Annotated in this window: 17 protein-coding genes and 1 pseudogene; 5 read left to right on the top strand and 13 right to left on the bottom strand. The window is 34.1% G+C overall.

Features of this window, described 5'->3' with window-relative positions:
- Positions 1-69: 69 nt before the first annotated feature.
- The 6 genes from ACQKNI_RS07255 to ACQKNI_RS07230 all read right to left on the bottom strand — a co-directional run bounded on the left by ACQKNI_RS07255 (position 70) and on the right by ACQKNI_RS07230 (position 7,882).
- On the bottom strand, positions 70-834 hold the full coding sequence (locus ACQKNI_RS07255; protein ID WP_088231170.1) for a DUF2087 domain-containing protein: 765 nt from the start codon (positions 832-834) through the stop codon (positions 70-72).
- Positions 835-1,671: 837 nt separating this feature from the next.
- On the bottom strand, positions 1,672-3,060 hold the full coding sequence (gene fumC, locus ACQKNI_RS07250) for a class II fumarate hydratase (RefSeq protein ID WP_088231169.1): 1,389 nt from the start codon (positions 3,058-3,060) through the stop codon (positions 1,672-1,674).
- Positions 3,061-3,291: 231 nt separating this feature from the next.
- On the bottom strand, positions 3,292-4,695 hold the full coding sequence (nhaC, locus tag ACQKNI_RS07245; RefSeq protein WP_088231168.1) for a Na+/H+ antiporter NhaC: 1,404 nt from the start codon (positions 4,693-4,695) through the stop codon (positions 3,292-3,294).
- Positions 4,696-5,218: 523 nt separating this feature from the next.
- A complete protein-coding gene (locus ACQKNI_RS07240) occupies positions 5,219-6,673 on the bottom strand; it encodes a hypothetical protein (RefSeq protein WP_427282290.1) in 1,455 nt (484 codons plus the stop codon).
- Positions 6,674-6,866: 193 nt separating this feature from the next.
- Positions 6,867-7,277: a hypothetical protein gene (locus ACQKNI_RS07235; RefSeq protein WP_088231166.1), complete on the bottom strand. Its 411-nt coding sequence runs from the start codon at positions 7,275-7,277 to the stop codon at positions 6,867-6,869.
- 119 nt (positions 7,278-7,396) lie between these two features.
- Entirely contained in the window at positions 7,397-7,882 is a 486-nt protein-coding gene (locus tag ACQKNI_RS07230; protein WP_088231165.1) for a hypothetical protein, read from the bottom strand.
- Between the two features lie 169 nt (positions 7,883-8,051).
- On the opposite strand from ACQKNI_RS07230, the pseudogene ACQKNI_RS07225 reads away from it, so the two are divergent.
- A pseudogene (locus ACQKNI_RS07225) lies at positions 8,052-8,288 on the top strand (GntR family transcriptional regulator); the annotation flags it as partial.
- Between the two features lie 144 nt (positions 8,289-8,432).
- Here ACQKNI_RS07225 and fbpA read toward each other — a convergent pair.
- Both fbpA and ACQKNI_RS07215 read right to left on the bottom strand, forming a co-directional pair.
- Positions 8,433-8,603 (bottom strand): Fur-regulated basic protein FbpA, encoded by a 171-nt coding sequence (gene fbpA, locus ACQKNI_RS07220; RefSeq protein ID WP_088231164.1) that lies wholly within the window; start codon positions 8,601-8,603, stop codon positions 8,433-8,435.
- Positions 8,604-8,796: 193 nt separating this feature from the next.
- Positions 8,797-9,696, bottom strand: coding sequence for a cation diffusion facilitator family transporter (locus tag ACQKNI_RS07215; RefSeq protein ID WP_098357244.1), 900 nt, complete (start codon positions 9,694-9,696; stop codon positions 8,797-8,799).
- A gap of 212 nt (positions 9,697-9,908) precedes the next feature.
- Here ACQKNI_RS07215 and ACQKNI_RS07210 point away from each other — a divergent pair, with 212 nt between their 5' ends.
- Positions 9,909-10,982, top strand: coding sequence for a WD40/YVTN/BNR-like repeat-containing protein (locus ACQKNI_RS07210; RefSeq protein WP_088231162.1), 1,074 nt, complete (start codon positions 9,909-9,911; stop codon positions 10,980-10,982).
- Between the two features lie 39 nt (positions 10,983-11,021).
- Here ACQKNI_RS07210 and ACQKNI_RS07205 read toward each other — a convergent pair whose 3' ends face one another.
- The 3 genes from ACQKNI_RS07205 to ACQKNI_RS07195 form a co-directional block, all read right to left on the bottom strand.
- Positions 11,022-12,128, bottom strand: coding sequence for a DUF4179 domain-containing protein (locus ACQKNI_RS07205; protein WP_088231161.1), 1,107 nt, complete (start codon positions 12,126-12,128; stop codon positions 11,022-11,024).
- The gene (locus ACQKNI_RS07200; protein WP_088231160.1) at positions 12,125-12,691 is read right to left on the bottom strand and encodes a sigma-70 family RNA polymerase sigma factor; all 567 of its coding nucleotides are present in this window, start codon (positions 12,689-12,691) and stop codon (positions 12,125-12,127) included. Before ACQKNI_RS07200 ends, ACQKNI_RS07205 begins: the two co-directional genes overlap by 4 nt.
- A 126-nt stretch (positions 12,692-12,817) precedes the next feature.
- The gene (locus ACQKNI_RS07195; protein WP_088231159.1) at positions 12,818-13,648 is read right to left on the bottom strand and encodes a protein phosphatase 2C domain-containing protein; all 831 of its coding nucleotides are present in this window, start codon (positions 13,646-13,648) and stop codon (positions 12,818-12,820) included.
- Positions 13,649-13,772: 124 nt separating this feature from the next.
- Here ACQKNI_RS07195 and ACQKNI_RS07190 point away from each other — a divergent pair, with 124 nt between their 5' ends.
- Genes ACQKNI_RS07190 through ACQKNI_RS07180 form a run of 3 tightly spaced genes read left to right on the top strand, consistent with a single transcriptional unit; the run spans position 13,773 to position 15,389 of the window.
- Positions 13,773-14,183, top strand: a complete 411-nt coding sequence (locus tag ACQKNI_RS07190; RefSeq protein WP_088231158.1) for a MarR family winged helix-turn-helix transcriptional regulator — start codon at positions 13,773-13,775, stop codon at positions 14,181-14,183.
- Positions 14,167-14,496 carry a DUF3147 family protein gene (locus ACQKNI_RS07185; RefSeq protein ID WP_098252659.1) on the top strand — a complete coding sequence of 110 codons (330 nt, stop codon included), beginning with the start codon at positions 14,167-14,169 and terminating at the stop codon, positions 14,494-14,496. Before ACQKNI_RS07190 ends, ACQKNI_RS07185 begins: the two co-directional genes overlap by 17 nt.
- Entirely contained in the window at positions 14,457-15,389 is a 933-nt protein-coding gene (locus tag ACQKNI_RS07180) for an alpha/beta fold hydrolase (RefSeq protein WP_141552192.1), read from the top strand. The genes ACQKNI_RS07185 and ACQKNI_RS07180 overlap by 40 nt, the downstream gene beginning before the upstream one ends.
- Before the next feature lie 18 nt (positions 15,390-15,407).
- Here the strand turns inward: ACQKNI_RS07180 and ACQKNI_RS07175 are convergent, their stop codons facing one another.
- Together ACQKNI_RS07175 and ACQKNI_RS07170 are read right to left on the bottom strand one after the other, a co-directional pair.
- Positions 15,408-15,779, bottom strand: coding sequence for a hypothetical protein (locus tag ACQKNI_RS07175; protein WP_088231156.1), 372 nt, complete (start codon positions 15,777-15,779; stop codon positions 15,408-15,410).
- An 87-nt stretch (positions 15,780-15,866) separates the two neighbouring features.
- Entirely contained in the window at positions 15,867-16,442 is a 576-nt protein-coding gene (locus ACQKNI_RS07170) for a histidine phosphatase family protein (protein WP_088231155.1), read from the bottom strand.
- Between the last annotated feature and the right edge of the window lie 57 nt (positions 16,443-16,499).

Below are 16,499 nucleotides of genomic sequence, written 5' to 3'. Positions count from 1 at the left end.
TTTTCAAACTCTATCTCTTTGTATAGTTGTTATAATGATGTGCTTCTATTCATTTTCTTTTGTGCATTATTATAACTTTACCCAGTATTGGCTTCCATCAGCTGTTCTATCTAAAAAACCATATTCGATTAAATATCTTCTTAAAGTTACGAAATCTGGGTATATATTTTTCAAAATTGTATTTACTTCTTTTTCGGCATACTTTTGATTACTATCAAACTTTTTCACTAAGTGACGCAGTATAATTAATTTACGCTTTTGCTTCTTCGGAAATTTAGAAAGCGGCCCATCTAATCCATCTATAAAATGCGCTTTTAATACTTCATCATTTTCTTCTTCCGTAATATTGTAGCGATCATCCACCATCGTCGCTGTTCTATGAATTGGTACAAATTTCGTTTGCACTTTTGATTTTTCTTCTGATAATTCCATTAATGCTAAAAATACTTTCGCTTGCTTCATTTTCTCTCGCAGTGTAAATCGATGATTGCGAATTGTTGATGTGCTTCCGCCATCCATCTCTTTTACAATCTCTTTATCATTCAATCCCATATGGAAAAACTGAACCATTTTCTTTTGCAAATCCGTTAAACCAGTAAATTTCTTATCCATATTTAATAAATAATCAAACATAGACGTATGCTCATTTTGAATATGCAATTGGGCAAACTTCTCTGCTTCATACAAAACTTGATTATCTTGATAAATAACCCCTTTTATAAACGTTTCTCCGCAAGCTAAACAAATATATTCTTCTGCCGCTGCATCAAACACATATCCTTTCTTCAATTCCTCAACCGATGCCTCCCAAAACTTCTCTGAAATATCACTCATACTAAACACTCCTTCAAAACGTTTGTTTTCAAACAAACATTTCATAATATCGTTTATTATCTCTTCATCATCTTAACATACCAAAAACAAACATTTCAACGTTTCGTTTGCCTATTTTATAAACTTTTATAAAAAAATCTATTAATAATCTTTATAAAGGATTTAAAACAATAAAAAGCGAATGTATTTAATAAACTAATGATTATAGGATGTGAACTAGAACGTGACTATTCTTCAAGACACTCTGTTTACTGTTAAACAACTTGCACATAAAACATATACAAATTTAAAAAAATAAAATACGGCATTCAATTCCAACTATAAAAAGGTGTTTTCATATAAGAAAACACCTTTTTATCTTTTATATATTTTATTTACAACTTCTACTAAAACTTTACTCGCTTGAACAAATACATGTTTTCGATTTCTATCCTCAACGAATTCTTTTGAACAACCACTATTAATCATTATACAATGAATTATGAATACTATTTTCACTCTTTTCATACCCGTCACTTTATGTCACTCCACTATTGAAAAACTTTTTTATATTTATCTCATCAAAAAAGTTTACACGAATAATGAAACGTAAAAATATGCAATACTGCATATTTTTACGTTTCATTACAATATCGTGATTTATTTTATTTACAAAACACGTATACCGAGGTAACTAACTTGAAATTTAAAGTGAAAAAACATCCATTTCACTATTCTTCCAAAATGAACACTCCACTAATTCATACAAAACCCTTTAAATATAATTTTTTCCCACAAGGAATTACACTTGAATATAGAAAAGCCAAGATTCTAAGCTACGAACCTTGGCTTCTTCTATTATTCTTTCGGTGCGATCATTTTCTTCGGATCTACAATTTCATCAAATTGCTCTTCTGTTAGTAATCCAGAATGCAATGCTGCTTCTTTTAACGTCAATCCTTCTTTATGAGCATGCTTCGCAATTTTCGCTGCATTTTCATATCCAATATGCGGGTTTAGCGCTGTTACAAGCATTAATGAACGATTCACATTTTCATTAATCACTTCTTCATCTGCTTCAATACCAACTGCGCAATTGTCATTAAACGAAACAATGGCATCCGCTAATAAGTGTGCTGATTGTAAGAAGTTGTAAGCGATAACTGGTTTAAATACGTTTAATTCAAAATTACCTTGGCTCGCAGCAAATCCAATAGTCGCGTCATTCCCCATCACTTGCGCTACAACCATTGTTAACGCTTCACTTTGCGTTGGATTTACTTTACCTGGCATAATAGAACTTCCTGGCTCATTAGCAGGAATAATAATTTCCCCAAGACCACTACGTGGACCACTTGCAAGCCAGCGCACATCGTTAGCTATCTTCATTAGATCCGCAGCTAATGCTTTTAATGCACCATGAGTATATACAACTTCATCATGACTCGTTAATGCATGGAACTTATTTGGTGCAGAAACAAATTGTTTACCTGTAAATTGGCTAATTTCCTCTGATACCATCTCACCAAATTTAGGATGCGCATTAATACCTGTACCAACCGCAGTACCACCAATTGCTAGCTCTTTCATATACGTATTGCTCTCTGCAATCATACGCTCTGTTTTTTCAAGCATACGATGCCATCCGCTAATTTCTTGCCCTAACGTTAACGGTGTTGCATCTTGTAAATGTGTACGACCAATTTTAATAATGTGTTCAAATGCAGTTACTTTTTCTGCTAAAGTTTCTTTTAACTTCGTAATTGCTGGTAATACGTGATTTTCTACTGCAATTACACACGCTACATGAAGCGCCGTTGGAAATGTATCATTTGAGCTTTGAGACATATTCACATCATCATTCGGATGAATATGTACTTCAGATCCTTTTTCATTTAAAATTTGATTCCCGCGATTTGCAATTACTTCATTCACATTCATATTCGATTGTGTACCACTACCTGTTTGCCATACGACAAGTGGAAAATGTTCATTCCACTTCCCTGCAATGACTTCATCAGCAGCTTTCACAATTGCTTCTGCTTTTTCTTCTGATAATTTCCCTAACTTTTGATTGCTAAGCGCGGCACTCTTCTTTAAAATTGCAAATGCTTTTACAATTTCAAGCGGCATTTGCTCTGTTCCAATTGGAAAGTTTTCTTTACTACGCTGCGTCTGAGCTGCCCATAATTTATCAGCTGGAACTTTTATTTCTCCTAATGTATCTCTTTCAATTCTGTACTCCATTTTTTCATCCCCTTGAAAATATAATACCTACATCTTTTATATTAACAGACTTTTTCTCAAATGATAAGAATTCTCACTCGTATATATAAATATTTGATATTTATTTTCAATCCCCCCCTTAACATGCAATGTGTCGGAATCAAAACGAAATATTAATAAGCTGGTTATCCATCCCCGCTCGAATAAACAAAAAAAATCACCTTCCACATTACGTAAAAGGTGATTTTTTATTTATGACGCTTGTTTTCCTTTATCTGCGTCATCTGCATACCAAATAAACTTACCTGTATATCCGTAAATAACTGCTAAAATTAGTGATACAAAGCTTAGCCACATAAACGGAACATATGAGAGTGTTGCCACTCCTAAAATACCAGCCATAAAAATACCATTATCCGACCATGGAACCATACCAGAAGTTAACGTTCCACCTACTTCTGAGTTACGCGCTAATACGCGACGGTCTATTTTTAATTTATCATAGCTATCTTCCATAATTTTCGGCGTTAAAATAAGTGACACGTACATCGCACAGCCAAATATATTCGCTAAAAATGCAACAACTAATGTAGACAGTGTTACATTACCTGCCGAATTTAATTTCTTCTCAAATTTCGATACGATTACTTTTAGAACACCTAGTTTTTCAAGTAATCCACCAAATCCTAAACCGAAAATAATAACGGCCACTGAACCAAGCATACCGTTAATTCCACCACGGTTTAATAACTTATCGACAAACTCAACACCAGATTGAATGGAGAATCCGTTATATGCTGTTCCAATTGCCTCTCCAAAGTGCATTCCTTGGAAAAGAGTTGCCCAAATTGCACCAATTAAAGCTCCCATAGCGATTGTTGGCATAGATGGTTTTTTCATCGCCAATAGCACAATAACGATTACAGCAGGAACAAGCATCCATATTTTAATATCAAAGTGTTGTAATAAAGATTCTTTTAAAAACTCTACTCTATTTAAATCTACATTATCCCCGCCATACATCCATCCAGCAACAGTAAACATAATGCTGGTAATAATATAAGCCGGAACGTCTAATACGAGCATAGCTCGAACGTGAGCAATTACATCTACTTTCGCCATAGAAGCTGCAAGAACTGTGCTATCAGAAAGTGGTGATAATTTATCTCCGAAATAAGCTCCTGAAAGAACTGCACCAGCAACAAGCGGAAGTGGTAATCCAAGTCCTTCACCAATCGCCATCATAGCTATACCAGCTGTTCCAACTGTTCCCCATGATGTTCCTGTCGCGATAGAAGTAATAGAACAAATAATTAAAGTTGCCAGTAAGAATATGCTTGGGTGGATAAATTCTAATCCATAATAAATTAATGTCGGTACAACTCCACCGGCAATCCACGTTCCAATTAAAGCCCCTACTGCAACTAAAATAAGAATTGCTTCTAATCCATTAGAAATCCCTTTTGTAATTGCATCTTGCAATTCTTGATAACGAAATCCTAACCTTAATCCAAGCGCAATAACTAAAAACCATGAAATAAAAAGCGCTAATTGAATTGGGAGATCAAAAATCGTTTGGAAGGAAAAGACGACAGCAAGAAATAGGAATAAAAGAATGATAATTTCTGGCATCGATGGTAATCTTACACTTTTCATTTTTTTCTCTCCTTACAAGTCGATAACATGATGTATGTCGGCTTATATGTATGTAGAATACAATTAGCGAAGACAAAACAAAATTTTCATATTATTTCGATTTATTTTTTCAGTATAATATTTTTACACCTTTTCTATTGTAAAAGTAGATGCTACTTTTCGCAATGAAAAAAATAAAAAAATGTTGTATTTTTATTTATTAAGCTATTTGCAGCAATTAAAAATCTCCTGATAATAACCTTTTTAATATTTGTCTTCATAAAACTTTTTACTATGAAGTGCTATGTTTCCCCATAAAAAAACACACATCATTAACATGATGCGTACTCCACTATTATCTATATATATTTTTATTTCTTCTTTTCATTATTTTTTTATCATTGTAATTATGATTTTGTTTCATAAAAAGATGAAGAATTAACCCTTCTTTAGGATCTTGCTTCTTTAAATTTCACAATATTAATTTCAACTTTTCACTTTTTTCATTTACATAGTTTGTTACATAGTAATCTTCCATTGAACTTTATTTCTTCAAGAGCATATCCGAAATAATCATTGGAATATAGGACCTTTCTCCTTGGGGCGTTTTTACATTCGTATCATAATGAATAGTAAGAACTTTTATTCCTTCTACATCTACTGTAACAGATTCCATCGGACTATTTTTGCTGATTTTCTTTTCGATAATTGGTGTTCCTACAATTTGTTTCGTTACCTTATCTACTTTATAATCGTCCCCATATACACGAACAATATAATCACCTGTATGAACACTTTGTCCTTCTCCAGCTCCTATATTGAATGTTACAGTTTTGAAATCATCCGCAATTGGATATTGATAATTTCCATATCTAGTTGTATCACTTCCTAAATCGAAATCGGCACCCACTGCTTTCATGGCATCATAATGCGATTTTCCACTCACATCTTTAAATCCATAAGTAGAAGGTAATTTGTTACTCCGATTTGTTTCTATCGCGGGGAATCCAGTCAATGATACTTCATCCAATTCTTTTCCTGTTGCTAAATTAAAGGCATACAGTGCGCTTTCAACAGAGAAATAAATGACACCATCTGTTTTCCCTACTGTTTCTTTTAAACTAATAGTTGATTCAAATGGAATCTTTGTTCCCGCAAATAAAGAACTTGTTTCAGATTTAATCCCTACCTTTGTTGAACTTACATACCGTGTAACAGGCTGATAGAAAGAAATTTCAGGGTGGTCTTGTATATCTTTTTTCAAATCTAAAATACCTGCAATTTTTATCTCTTTATAATCTGGCGACAATTCAATTACTTTCACTTCCACATCCATGTCTTTTCCTTCTTTTTTCATGGATAGACTACTATAAGATGCCGTATCGATTGCTTCAACACCTGGAATGTCCAATGTTCCACTTGATGGTTTTAATTGGATTGTTTTTTTATCTTTTTCCTCATAACCACCATCTACTTTTCTTTCGAATACCGCATCCATACGAACAAGCTTTTTACTACTAAAATCCTTACCCATTTTATATAAATGAACTTCTCCTTCATCAGTAATACGCGTTTCTATTTTCATGCTATCTACAAATATATCACTTGTACTATCTTCGGCAATAACAGTAACTGCCATATTATCTCTATCTAAATGAGCGATTTCTCCTTCATATCGTAATGCTAATAGTGTATACCCTGTTGTTTTATCTTTTGCATACCCTAAATACCGAATCGCTCCACTTTCATTTTCATATAAAAGTTGTTCTTGTTTTTGAATTTCTAATGGAGCTTTTGCATATGTAACGTTTTTTTTCACTTCTTTTCCTTTTTCACTCTGCTCTTTTACTTTCTCACTTTGTTCTTTTACTCCATCTGTTTTTTTCGTTTCTTCCTGCTTCACTTCTTTCATGACTTTCTCTTTTTCTTCACTTCCACAAGCTGCCATTCCAAAAACTGTCGCAATTGTTAAAAGTGAAATCCCTATATAACGTTTCATTCGCTTCCTCCTCTATATGCCCGAATCACATACATCAAAACTATGTTCTACCAATTTTTTCAAGCGAATAGATTCTATCAAAATGATACAAACACAATTTCTTAAAATCCTATCAATATTCATCCCATACAACTCATTTATCGCTATTTCATGATTTACACAAAAATCATGCATGAATATTTAAAGCGGATACCTACATATCTTTTTTCTTACCATGGATTATTTTTCTCCCCTGCGAAACTGAAAATGGAATGAAGTAGGTTACGATGACAAGTATAGAAACGAATAAACCTACTTTTCCACCGATATAAGAATATTTCCAAGGCGCATATAAATTATCTGTAAGAAGTAACAATAACCAGAAACACACATTTGGAATTCCAGATAATAAATAAAAAATCCCTGGGTTTCTTCCTATAATCATTCTATACATACTAATTGCGGAAAAAAGAGGAGTAAGGTATAGAAAAAAGAAAATTGAAATTTCTTCCCAGATAGGAATTGTAAATCCATTCACATCTTTTGCTCCAAACGCATTATACCAAGGCATAAAAAAAGTAAAAATAAGCGTACACATGAAAAGACATCTTAACAATAATGTCAATTTGCCACCTCCTGCACATTGTAAAATCAAGTTATTTAAACGACGAATATCTCACCTGAAGGATCGCTTGTTATTTCGTAAGCACAAGTTTTTCTTTTTTATTCACTATCAGTTCTATCTCATTTCCCCGAAAGCTCTTCACGTGTAGCTTCTCTTTTTTTCTTTTGCTCTGCCCATGTAGAACGACTTTCCGCCGTTTTTGTGAATTCCATAACTTGTTGAACACCAGAAGGACTCTCTATAATCTCTTCTAAATCACCATCACCTTTCAGTTTGAATATTACTTTTGAACCAATGGAACGTTCTTGTGATTGTGAACTCGAATTGACTACAATTGCTTCTACTCTATCTTTTTTTACATTTTGTACTTCTAAAGTTAAATCCCAATACTTCCCATCATCCTCTAGACTCATCACTAGATTTTCATTCTGTTTCTTTAGTGTGAAATACCAATCATCATTATGCCAATTTCCAACTAATTTACTCACTTCATTTTTATTTTTTGACTCTGTTGATGCTTGTTCCACTTCCTGTTTTTCTGAACAACCCGCAATACTTCCCATCATGATCACCACCAAAAAAATCACCCATCTCATTTTTTTCATCGTCTCCCCCCATACACATTTTGAAAAATTTTTTCATCATACCTCTTCTAGGAATTGTATTCACAGATACCTATCTCGCATGCTCCCCTTTATCCCCCATATTTTATTAATATGCGGAAATCTTACTATAAACACACTTTTATGTATCACTAAATGTCAAATGATAGTTATACAACTTTGGATTATAGAAGGTGTATTACAGCCTAATAAAAAAATGAATGATGGGGAATTGACAGAAGCACTTGGAGTAAGTAGATCACCAGTTAGAGAAGCATTATAAATTCTAGAGGTCTAGTGGAAATGGTCCCTGGGCAAAAAAATTGCTCCAATTAAATTAGAAGACGTATCCATTATTTATGAGACGATGGCTAGTCTTCACTCAATTATTGGAAAGCAAACACTTCAAAAGTAAAATGAAAAGCGAATAGAACAAATAATGTCTCAAAAGTGGATCTGTCATGAAAGAAATACAAAAAATAATTTCTATGAAATAATAATAGAGCTGGTTACACAAAATCGTAACCAGCTCACCTTTTACTAATCTATATAGCTATGCCTGAATATCTGCGTAATCTACAATATCTTCATACTCTTTTTCTAATTCCTCTAAAGACAGCTCGTATAATTGTCGGTCGCGAATTTTAAACACACCTGCTCCAATTAACTCATCAATTAAATACCTCTTACGATTTTCAACAGCAAAACGGAGTTGACTACTCATCTTTTAAAAAACTCCTTTCTACGATCATTGAAAATGATAATCTTTATCAATTACCACTTTTGATTATAAAAGATGATTCTTAATAAGTAAAGTAATCTTATGAAATATTTACCTTACAAAGTATTTGTGGCCACATTATATATATGTATGTCGTGCGAAAAATGTTATGACACTTTTTCGTATCCTTTTTCTTTCATACTTTGCAAGTTGTCTCACTATGAGCAAATTCACCATCAATTTCTACTTGAATGGTGACATGTTCTACATGAAACTTCTCCTTTAATACATCCGTAGCTTCTTTTAATACACTTTGTGTTTCATTACCTTTAATAATCAAGTGGCAAGTTAATACTTGAAAATCCGATGTGACAGACCATATGTGTAAATCATGAACTTCCTTTACAATCGTAATACTTAACAATGTCTTTTTTACTTCTTCAACATTTATGTGCTGCGGTGCACCTTCCATTAATATATGAACCGTATCACGTGTTACACGCCATCCACTAATAATGACTAAAATAGACACGAGAATACTAGCAATTGCATCTGCAGCAGTCCATCCGAAAAATTTAATAAGTAGTGCTGCAATAATCGCTCCGACTGATCCTAATAGATCCCCTAATACGTGTAAGAAAGCACTTCTTAAATTCAAATTACCTTTCACATCTCCGCCTCTCATTAATATCCAAGCTGATAAAATATTAATAAGTAGACCAAGTACAGCAATAATGAGCATCCCATTACTAGCAATCTCAACCGGTTCTTTAAAACGACGAATGGCTTCAATAAAAATGTATACTGAAATGACGATAAGAACGACACCGTTACATAATGCCGCTAACATCTCAACTCGCTTATATCCATATGTCTTTGCAGCAGTTGCCGTTTTTTCTCCAAGCTTAAACGCAAGTAAACTTAAAGCTAAAGATACCGCATCACTTAACATATGCCCCGCGTCAGATAGTAGTGCTAAGCTATTTGTTACAAATCCCCCAATAACTTCAGCAATCATAAAACTTGTTGTTAATAAGAACGCAAGTAGTAGCGCCTTTTTATTGTTAGAATGACCGTGATCATGTGAATGTCCCATACGAATGCTCCTTTAAATGCAATATCTGTACATTAGTATGAAACAAACTCTCCATCTTTATCCCGCATTAACTGCCCATAAATGCCCGCTTCCTCTGTATACTCACTTCGCTATTTTTCAAATAATCCCTTTTTCTCAAATAAAAACAAGACTACTTCTTTTTTATTTTCATATTGTTTACTAATGAAAGAATTTTTAAGGAGGCTACTAAAATGAAACGTTTATTTCTCTGTATGGAGCGTGAACTTGTTGTAGTAAAAGAACAATATGGTAACTATGAAACAGCATATCACTTACAAAATATGCAACCTACCTGTATCGCCGTTGATCCGTTCCACCAAAATCGTGTATATTGCGGAACATTTGGACGAGGTCTCTGGTTAAGTGACGATAGCGGAGATTCATGGAGACCAATTGGAGATTCTTATCGTTACTTTGATTTCCCTAAAGAGGATGGTATTTTACACTCTTCTATCACTTCCATAACGATAAGCTCAAATGAACAAGTTAACGGATATGGCGTCGTTTATGTCGGCACAGAACCGAGCGCTTTATTCCGTTCAGAAAACGGTGGTGAAACGTGGACTGAACTTAAAAATATGAAATCATTATTATCTTCTTATACGTGGGCTTTTCCACCTAGACCTTTTACTCATCACGTGCGCTGGATTACAGTGGATCCAAACAATCCAAATACAATACACGTTTCAATCGAAGCTGGTGCTGTTATTCAAAGTAATGATAGAGGGCATACATGGATTGATAAAAAATTCGGTGCTCCTATCGACGCTCATCAATTACTTATGCACCCTGAAGCTCCAAATCGCCTTTATGCATCATGTGGTGACGGATTTATGAGTGGCCCTGATCGCGCTTATCTAGAAAGCTACGATAACGGCAGTAGTTGGATATCATGTAGTGAAGGAATTGAACATCATTATTTATACAGCATGGCTATCGATCCAGCTGATTGTAATACAATTCTCGTTTCTGCCGCACCAAGTGCTGATCTCGCTCATCACCGTATTCCTTATGAATCTTATATATATCGTAAAACGAAAGACACTCCTTTCCAGCAAGTACAACAAGGACTACCATCTGCAATTGGTACAGTCATTTCGATGTTTGCGACAAATTCAGCAGAACCACACACATTTTACACTTTAAATAACAACGGCTTGTTTCAATCCAACGATAGCGGCGAATCGTGGGAACAACTAAACATTCCGTGGAAAGAGGAATATAAAACGCAGCATCCGCATGCGTTACTTGTTACCAGTTCTTAATGAAAAAGGACTGCCTACTTATTTCAGGCAGTCTCTCTTTTATTTCTTTAAATCAATCACGATATCATCTAATATAATCCCTTTCTTTTTCGCTTCTTTATTCGGCACTTCAATTTTCTTCTCGATTCCATCAATAAACTCCACTCCACCAAAGTTTTCTGGCGTATGAACTCTTAAATGAACATGAGGCGTAACGATAAGCTTTGTTGCATGTTCGTTTAATTTTTGGAATGTAGCACTCCAACTACTTTTATATGGTTCTGCTACTGTACTGCTTCCACCATTTCCTTGACCTGCATATCGATTTCCTAAATCATCTTTTATTTCCAGTTCAACATACGCACTATCCCATATACTTCTTAACGCCTTCGATTCTTCCTGATTGTAAAAAATGATAAACGACATAGGGGTAACTTCCATTTTGTCTATATTTACTTTTATACCTTCTTTTTCCGAAGTACCCTTAACCTTCACATCCTTACCATCTTTCGCCTTTATACTAAGTTCAAAATCCCAATTTCCTTTTATTGAGTTCCCTTCATAATCCAGTTCAATTGCTTCCATGTTCCATCTCACATTTGCAACATCTAGCCTTTCATTTTCAATACCACTCATAGTAGTCATGCCTACATATTTCCTCTCTCCAACCTTTGTAACATTCGAACTACCTGCCCCGCCATTAAAGCCCATAACTTGCGGACTTCCAAATATGAATGGTTTCTCTCCTAAATCTTTATTACTCTCAATAGAATATGTAATTGTAATTGTTCTACCATCGAACACAGCATCATTAATTGTAACCTTAACCCCATTACTCTCTCTCGTCATATTCAACTCAGTCGAAAACTCTTTATAATTTTCATATACCCCTGTTCTACCATTATCTAAAAATCGGAATATGTCCCCTACTATTGGTAGTCCTCCAGCGTATGTAGGAAATCCGATGCCAAGCATGGCAACCGATACGCCGACTAAAATAGATGCAGCAGCGACACCTTTCTTCCAAGTTTTCATCTTTTTCTTCGTACGTATCGATTGCTTTACATTACGCTTCACTTTTTCTTTTTCAATTTCAGAAGCCTCAATTTCTTCTAGTTCTTTTTCATCTATATCAATATCATTTAATAGCTCATAAATGTCTTTCATATTGCACTACCTCCAAAACTAATATTCGTAGCATTTTGTTGTAGTTTCTTTTTTCCACGGTACACTCGATTATCTATCGCTGCCCGAGTTAATCCTAACTTGTCACCTATTTCCTCTGTCTTCATACCGAGAAGGTATTTCATAATGAACACTTTTTGATCTAACGGTTCTAATTGATTAATAAGCTTTAATAACTCTTCCCTATCTTCCATAACGATTAATTCATCTTCAGCTGACTTTTCCGTACTGATATGAAACTCATCTGATATAATTTCTACTTTTTTAGTCGCTTTTCGGTAATAATCAATTGCCTTAAACTTTGCAATCGCTGCAATCCATTTTTTAAAATCATTCTGCTCTCCATGAAATTTATTTGCGTTATTCCATATGGAAAGAAATATATCGTTTACACATTCCTCTATGAGTCCATCATTTTGAACAGGAAGAAGAACTTTATGCGTTATTCCTTTTATGAGTGGTAAGTATGTATCAACAACAAATTCTAGCGCATCTTCTTTTTGTCGCTGTAATCGTTTTATAAAATTTTTCTCATTTGATTTCATGTAGCGATTCCCCTTATTTTTTTGTAAAAGCTTTTACACCCTATATAACGTCTTTAAAAATATTTTCTCTCATCTTTGCTTAACAAAAAAGAGTTCAAGGACAAAATCCCTTGAACTCTCTTTCATTTATTCATTCGCGCATTGTTTATTTTCAGTGTCAATGGACCACCCAATAATCGTAGCACAATCTCTACCTTTCCACTGCAGTACATTTGTTAATACTGGCTCAATCTGTAAGCAACTTCCATCGTGTAATATTTCTACTAAAGATTGATCATCATCAAACCTTCGTTTATCACACTCTAAAATACCGTCCGTTGCCATTACTATGTGATTCATTCCTTTTTCTAATCCTCTTACACCTGACGTAAAGCACGGTGTATTTGCTGCAAAGATATTTTTTCTACCGATATATTCATAATTCTTTCGTTTATTTAATCGTCCTTTTCCATTCTTCGTTTTCTCAGAATGGAATAAATATGCGAAACAATCACCCACTGATAGCCAATACAGAAATTCACCTTTTCGCAAGCAAATTAAGCAGGCAAGTTCCTCATCATCTTGATCACATTTTTCAATAAATAACTCATCTGTAAATAACGCTAATAAGTACATATGTGTATGATGAAAAGCTAAATGTATCGGGTATGAAAATAACTCTTTTAGTTTCTCTTTTCTTTCCGAAATCGCTTCTATTATATAATGGATATTTTTCGTTTTATGATGTGTATCAAAAATCATAACAAATTCAAATTGTAATTCAGGATCCCACCAAGCAAGCACTGCATCTCCTCTTTCATATGCATCACTCTCTTGATTTCCACCGTATACGCCGACTGAAAGAGGACCACATTTTTCAACATGTATTTCATCTACATACATCTGTTCATGACTCATCCATTTGAATGTATTCACAGCTATCATCCTCTCTCTTGCTAAATGTATACCTTTACACATAGATTACCTTATATTTCAATAAAAATAAACTTTTTCAACATTTTTTATCCAAATAAAAGGATTTTATTTCTTATCTGGCGAATATATCTTAATATACGATATAAAAATAGGAGGATTTATTATTATGAAAGACTTGAATCAACATTGGGAGAGCATTTATTATCACTTACGATATGAATATGAAGACAATCTTTCACACCAAGCAATTCGTATTTTACAAATCGTTTCCCGCGAGAAAGATATAACAATTGGAAAAGTCGCTACTGAGCTTAGTCTTTCTCATAACACAGCTTCTGAACACGTAAAGCGCCTTATTCAAAAGGATTTCATCGTTAAAGAAAGAAATAAACAAGATGAAAGGGTCGTAAATCTTACATTAACAAAAGAAGGAATTGAAGTATTAGAAAAGCATACTTTACTAGATAAAGAAAAGATAGAAATATTAGAATCACAGTTATCAAAAGAAGAACAGCAATTAATCGAAAAAGCCTTTTCGTTATTAGCGAAGGAGGCACAATATGCATTTCCTCGTTAAGGTTATTGTTTCGGCACTTATTATTGGTGTTATTACTGAAGTCGCTAAACATTATAGTACGATAGGAGGCTTTATTGCCGCCCTTCCTCTTGTAAGTTTGCTTAGTCTATTTTGGATTTCTTTCGAAGGTGGCAATAAACAAGAATTGAGTCAATTTGCTTTAGGCGTATTATATGGATTTCCTGCATCAGCACTACTATTATTTATCGTCTATATTGGCTTAAAAAACTCATTTGCACTTAGTACATCTGTCCTGTTTGGTATAAGTGTTTGGTGCATCGCTTTCGCTTGTCAAAAATTATTTCAAGCTTAGGAGGAATTATTATTTATAAATTTGTAGAGATATTGGGCCAAAACATAGAAGTATATATAAAAGGAAATCATAAACAAACTGTAGTCATTCAGACCGGAATGACTTGCTCATTCTATGATTGGCTTCCGATTATTGAAAAACTTTCAAAACACTTTACAGTCGTTTCATACCATCGCCCCGGTTATGGAAAAAGTGAACTAGGGAATCATTCACGTACTACGTTACAAGCAGCAAAAGAATTACATATGTTACTACAAAAACTAGCTATTCATGAGCCCATCATTCTAATCGGTCATTCCTATGGAGGGTTATGTGCACAACATTTTGCGATGCTACATGATGATAGACTGCAAGCACTTATTTTAGTTGATTCCACTTCCATGAACTTACACCGATTAGATGAACTTCATCTACCGATTTCTGATCAAACTGATTCTGATGATATGTGGCTTCAAAAATATAATACGTACTCCAATATGAATGTAGACACACTGTATAATGAACTAAAGTCTATGCTCGTTGATCAATCAAGACAGCTAATTGAATTTTCTATCTCTCCTTCATTATATAAAGCGACAGCTTCTGAACTATCGGAGTGGAAAAATTGCGCCCGCTCAATAAAAGAGTTATATAAAACATTAGAAATACCATTAATCATTATCGGTAGAGATCCTCATTATTCCATTTCTCAATTGATTGAGAGTGGTATGCCAAAAGAAGAAGCCTCACAACTTGAAACAATGTGGCAAGAACTTATTCAAGAACAATTAAACATCTCAATACATAGCGATTATATACTTGCCGAACATGCCAGTCACGGAATAGAAAATGACCGACCAGATATTATCGTCGAAGCTATCCTCTCCTTACAAATAAAAAAAGGAAGCAACTAAAGCTGCTTCCTTACTTATCTATTCATAATCTTCTTCATCATTGATTTCTTCGTAATACGAATTCCCATTGCTTACATATATAGGACCATTCGCAACATCAATACGTAGTACCCATGCCCATGGCACAGCTAAACGTTTATGTATTGCTCGCCAAAAGCTCATTGATTTTCTTTCGTACTCCTCGAACTCTTGAAGTAACTCTTTATAGGAGGAACCGTCTAACTGAACATTTGCTTCTAATAAACGAGAATGGGCATAGTACTGTAACTCAAGTTCAGCAGCAATTTCCATTTCTTCTTCCGTTGCCATACCAATAATTGTTCCATCTGCTGGTACAATTTCATATACGTTGTGAACCTCAATAAGCCCTTCTTTCTCTTTCTCAAACATGTAAACAGCCTCCTTTAACAAATATTTTTTGTTACAAAGTCATATTTCTACAATAACTTCTCTCTTTCCTTCTTTTTTGATAAACTTTTACAAAATATTTATCTGATGACCTGTATGTTCTATTCTTTCAGCAGAAATTAAACTTTCATTATGAAAAGTCAACTTAAATACATCGGGCATATGAAGTGTTTTCCAAAACTGAAAATCATATTTCGAATCAAAATAATTCATAAGTAATACCATAATATTCCCATGAGTTCCTATTACAATATTCTTACCTTCATATTTTTTTAATATATTTTGCATACATATTACAGCACGCCTTTGTGCTACATCATTCGATTCTCCGCCTTCGTGTGCAAAACTCCAATCTTCCCACACCTTCTGAATCGCATCGTTAAAATTATGTACTGGTTCTGCGCTTAATAACCTTTCCCGCAAATCTTCTTCTAGTTGTATTGATAAATTACATGTATTCGCGATTCCTTGCACAGTTTGAATCGCCCTTTTATATGGACTAGAAATCACGACATCAATATGTTCACCTTTTAATAAGCGTGTTACATTCTCTGTATCTAAGTACCCTTTTTCAGATAAGGGACGTTCCCTTTCGTCTTTTGTATATGTAGAGTGAGCATGGCGAACGAAATATATTGTAGTCATTATTCAACTTCCTTTCTTATTGTTAATCTATATTCAATGGATTCTTTAGAAAATCCT

This window comes from Bacillus sp. NPDC094064 (assembly GCF_050279585.1).
Lineage (GTDB): Bacteria > Bacillota > Bacilli > Bacillales > Bacillaceae_G > Bacillus_A.
The sequence above is the reverse complement of the archived record's forward strand: the minus strand, read 5'-3'. Positions and strand labels throughout refer to the sequence as shown.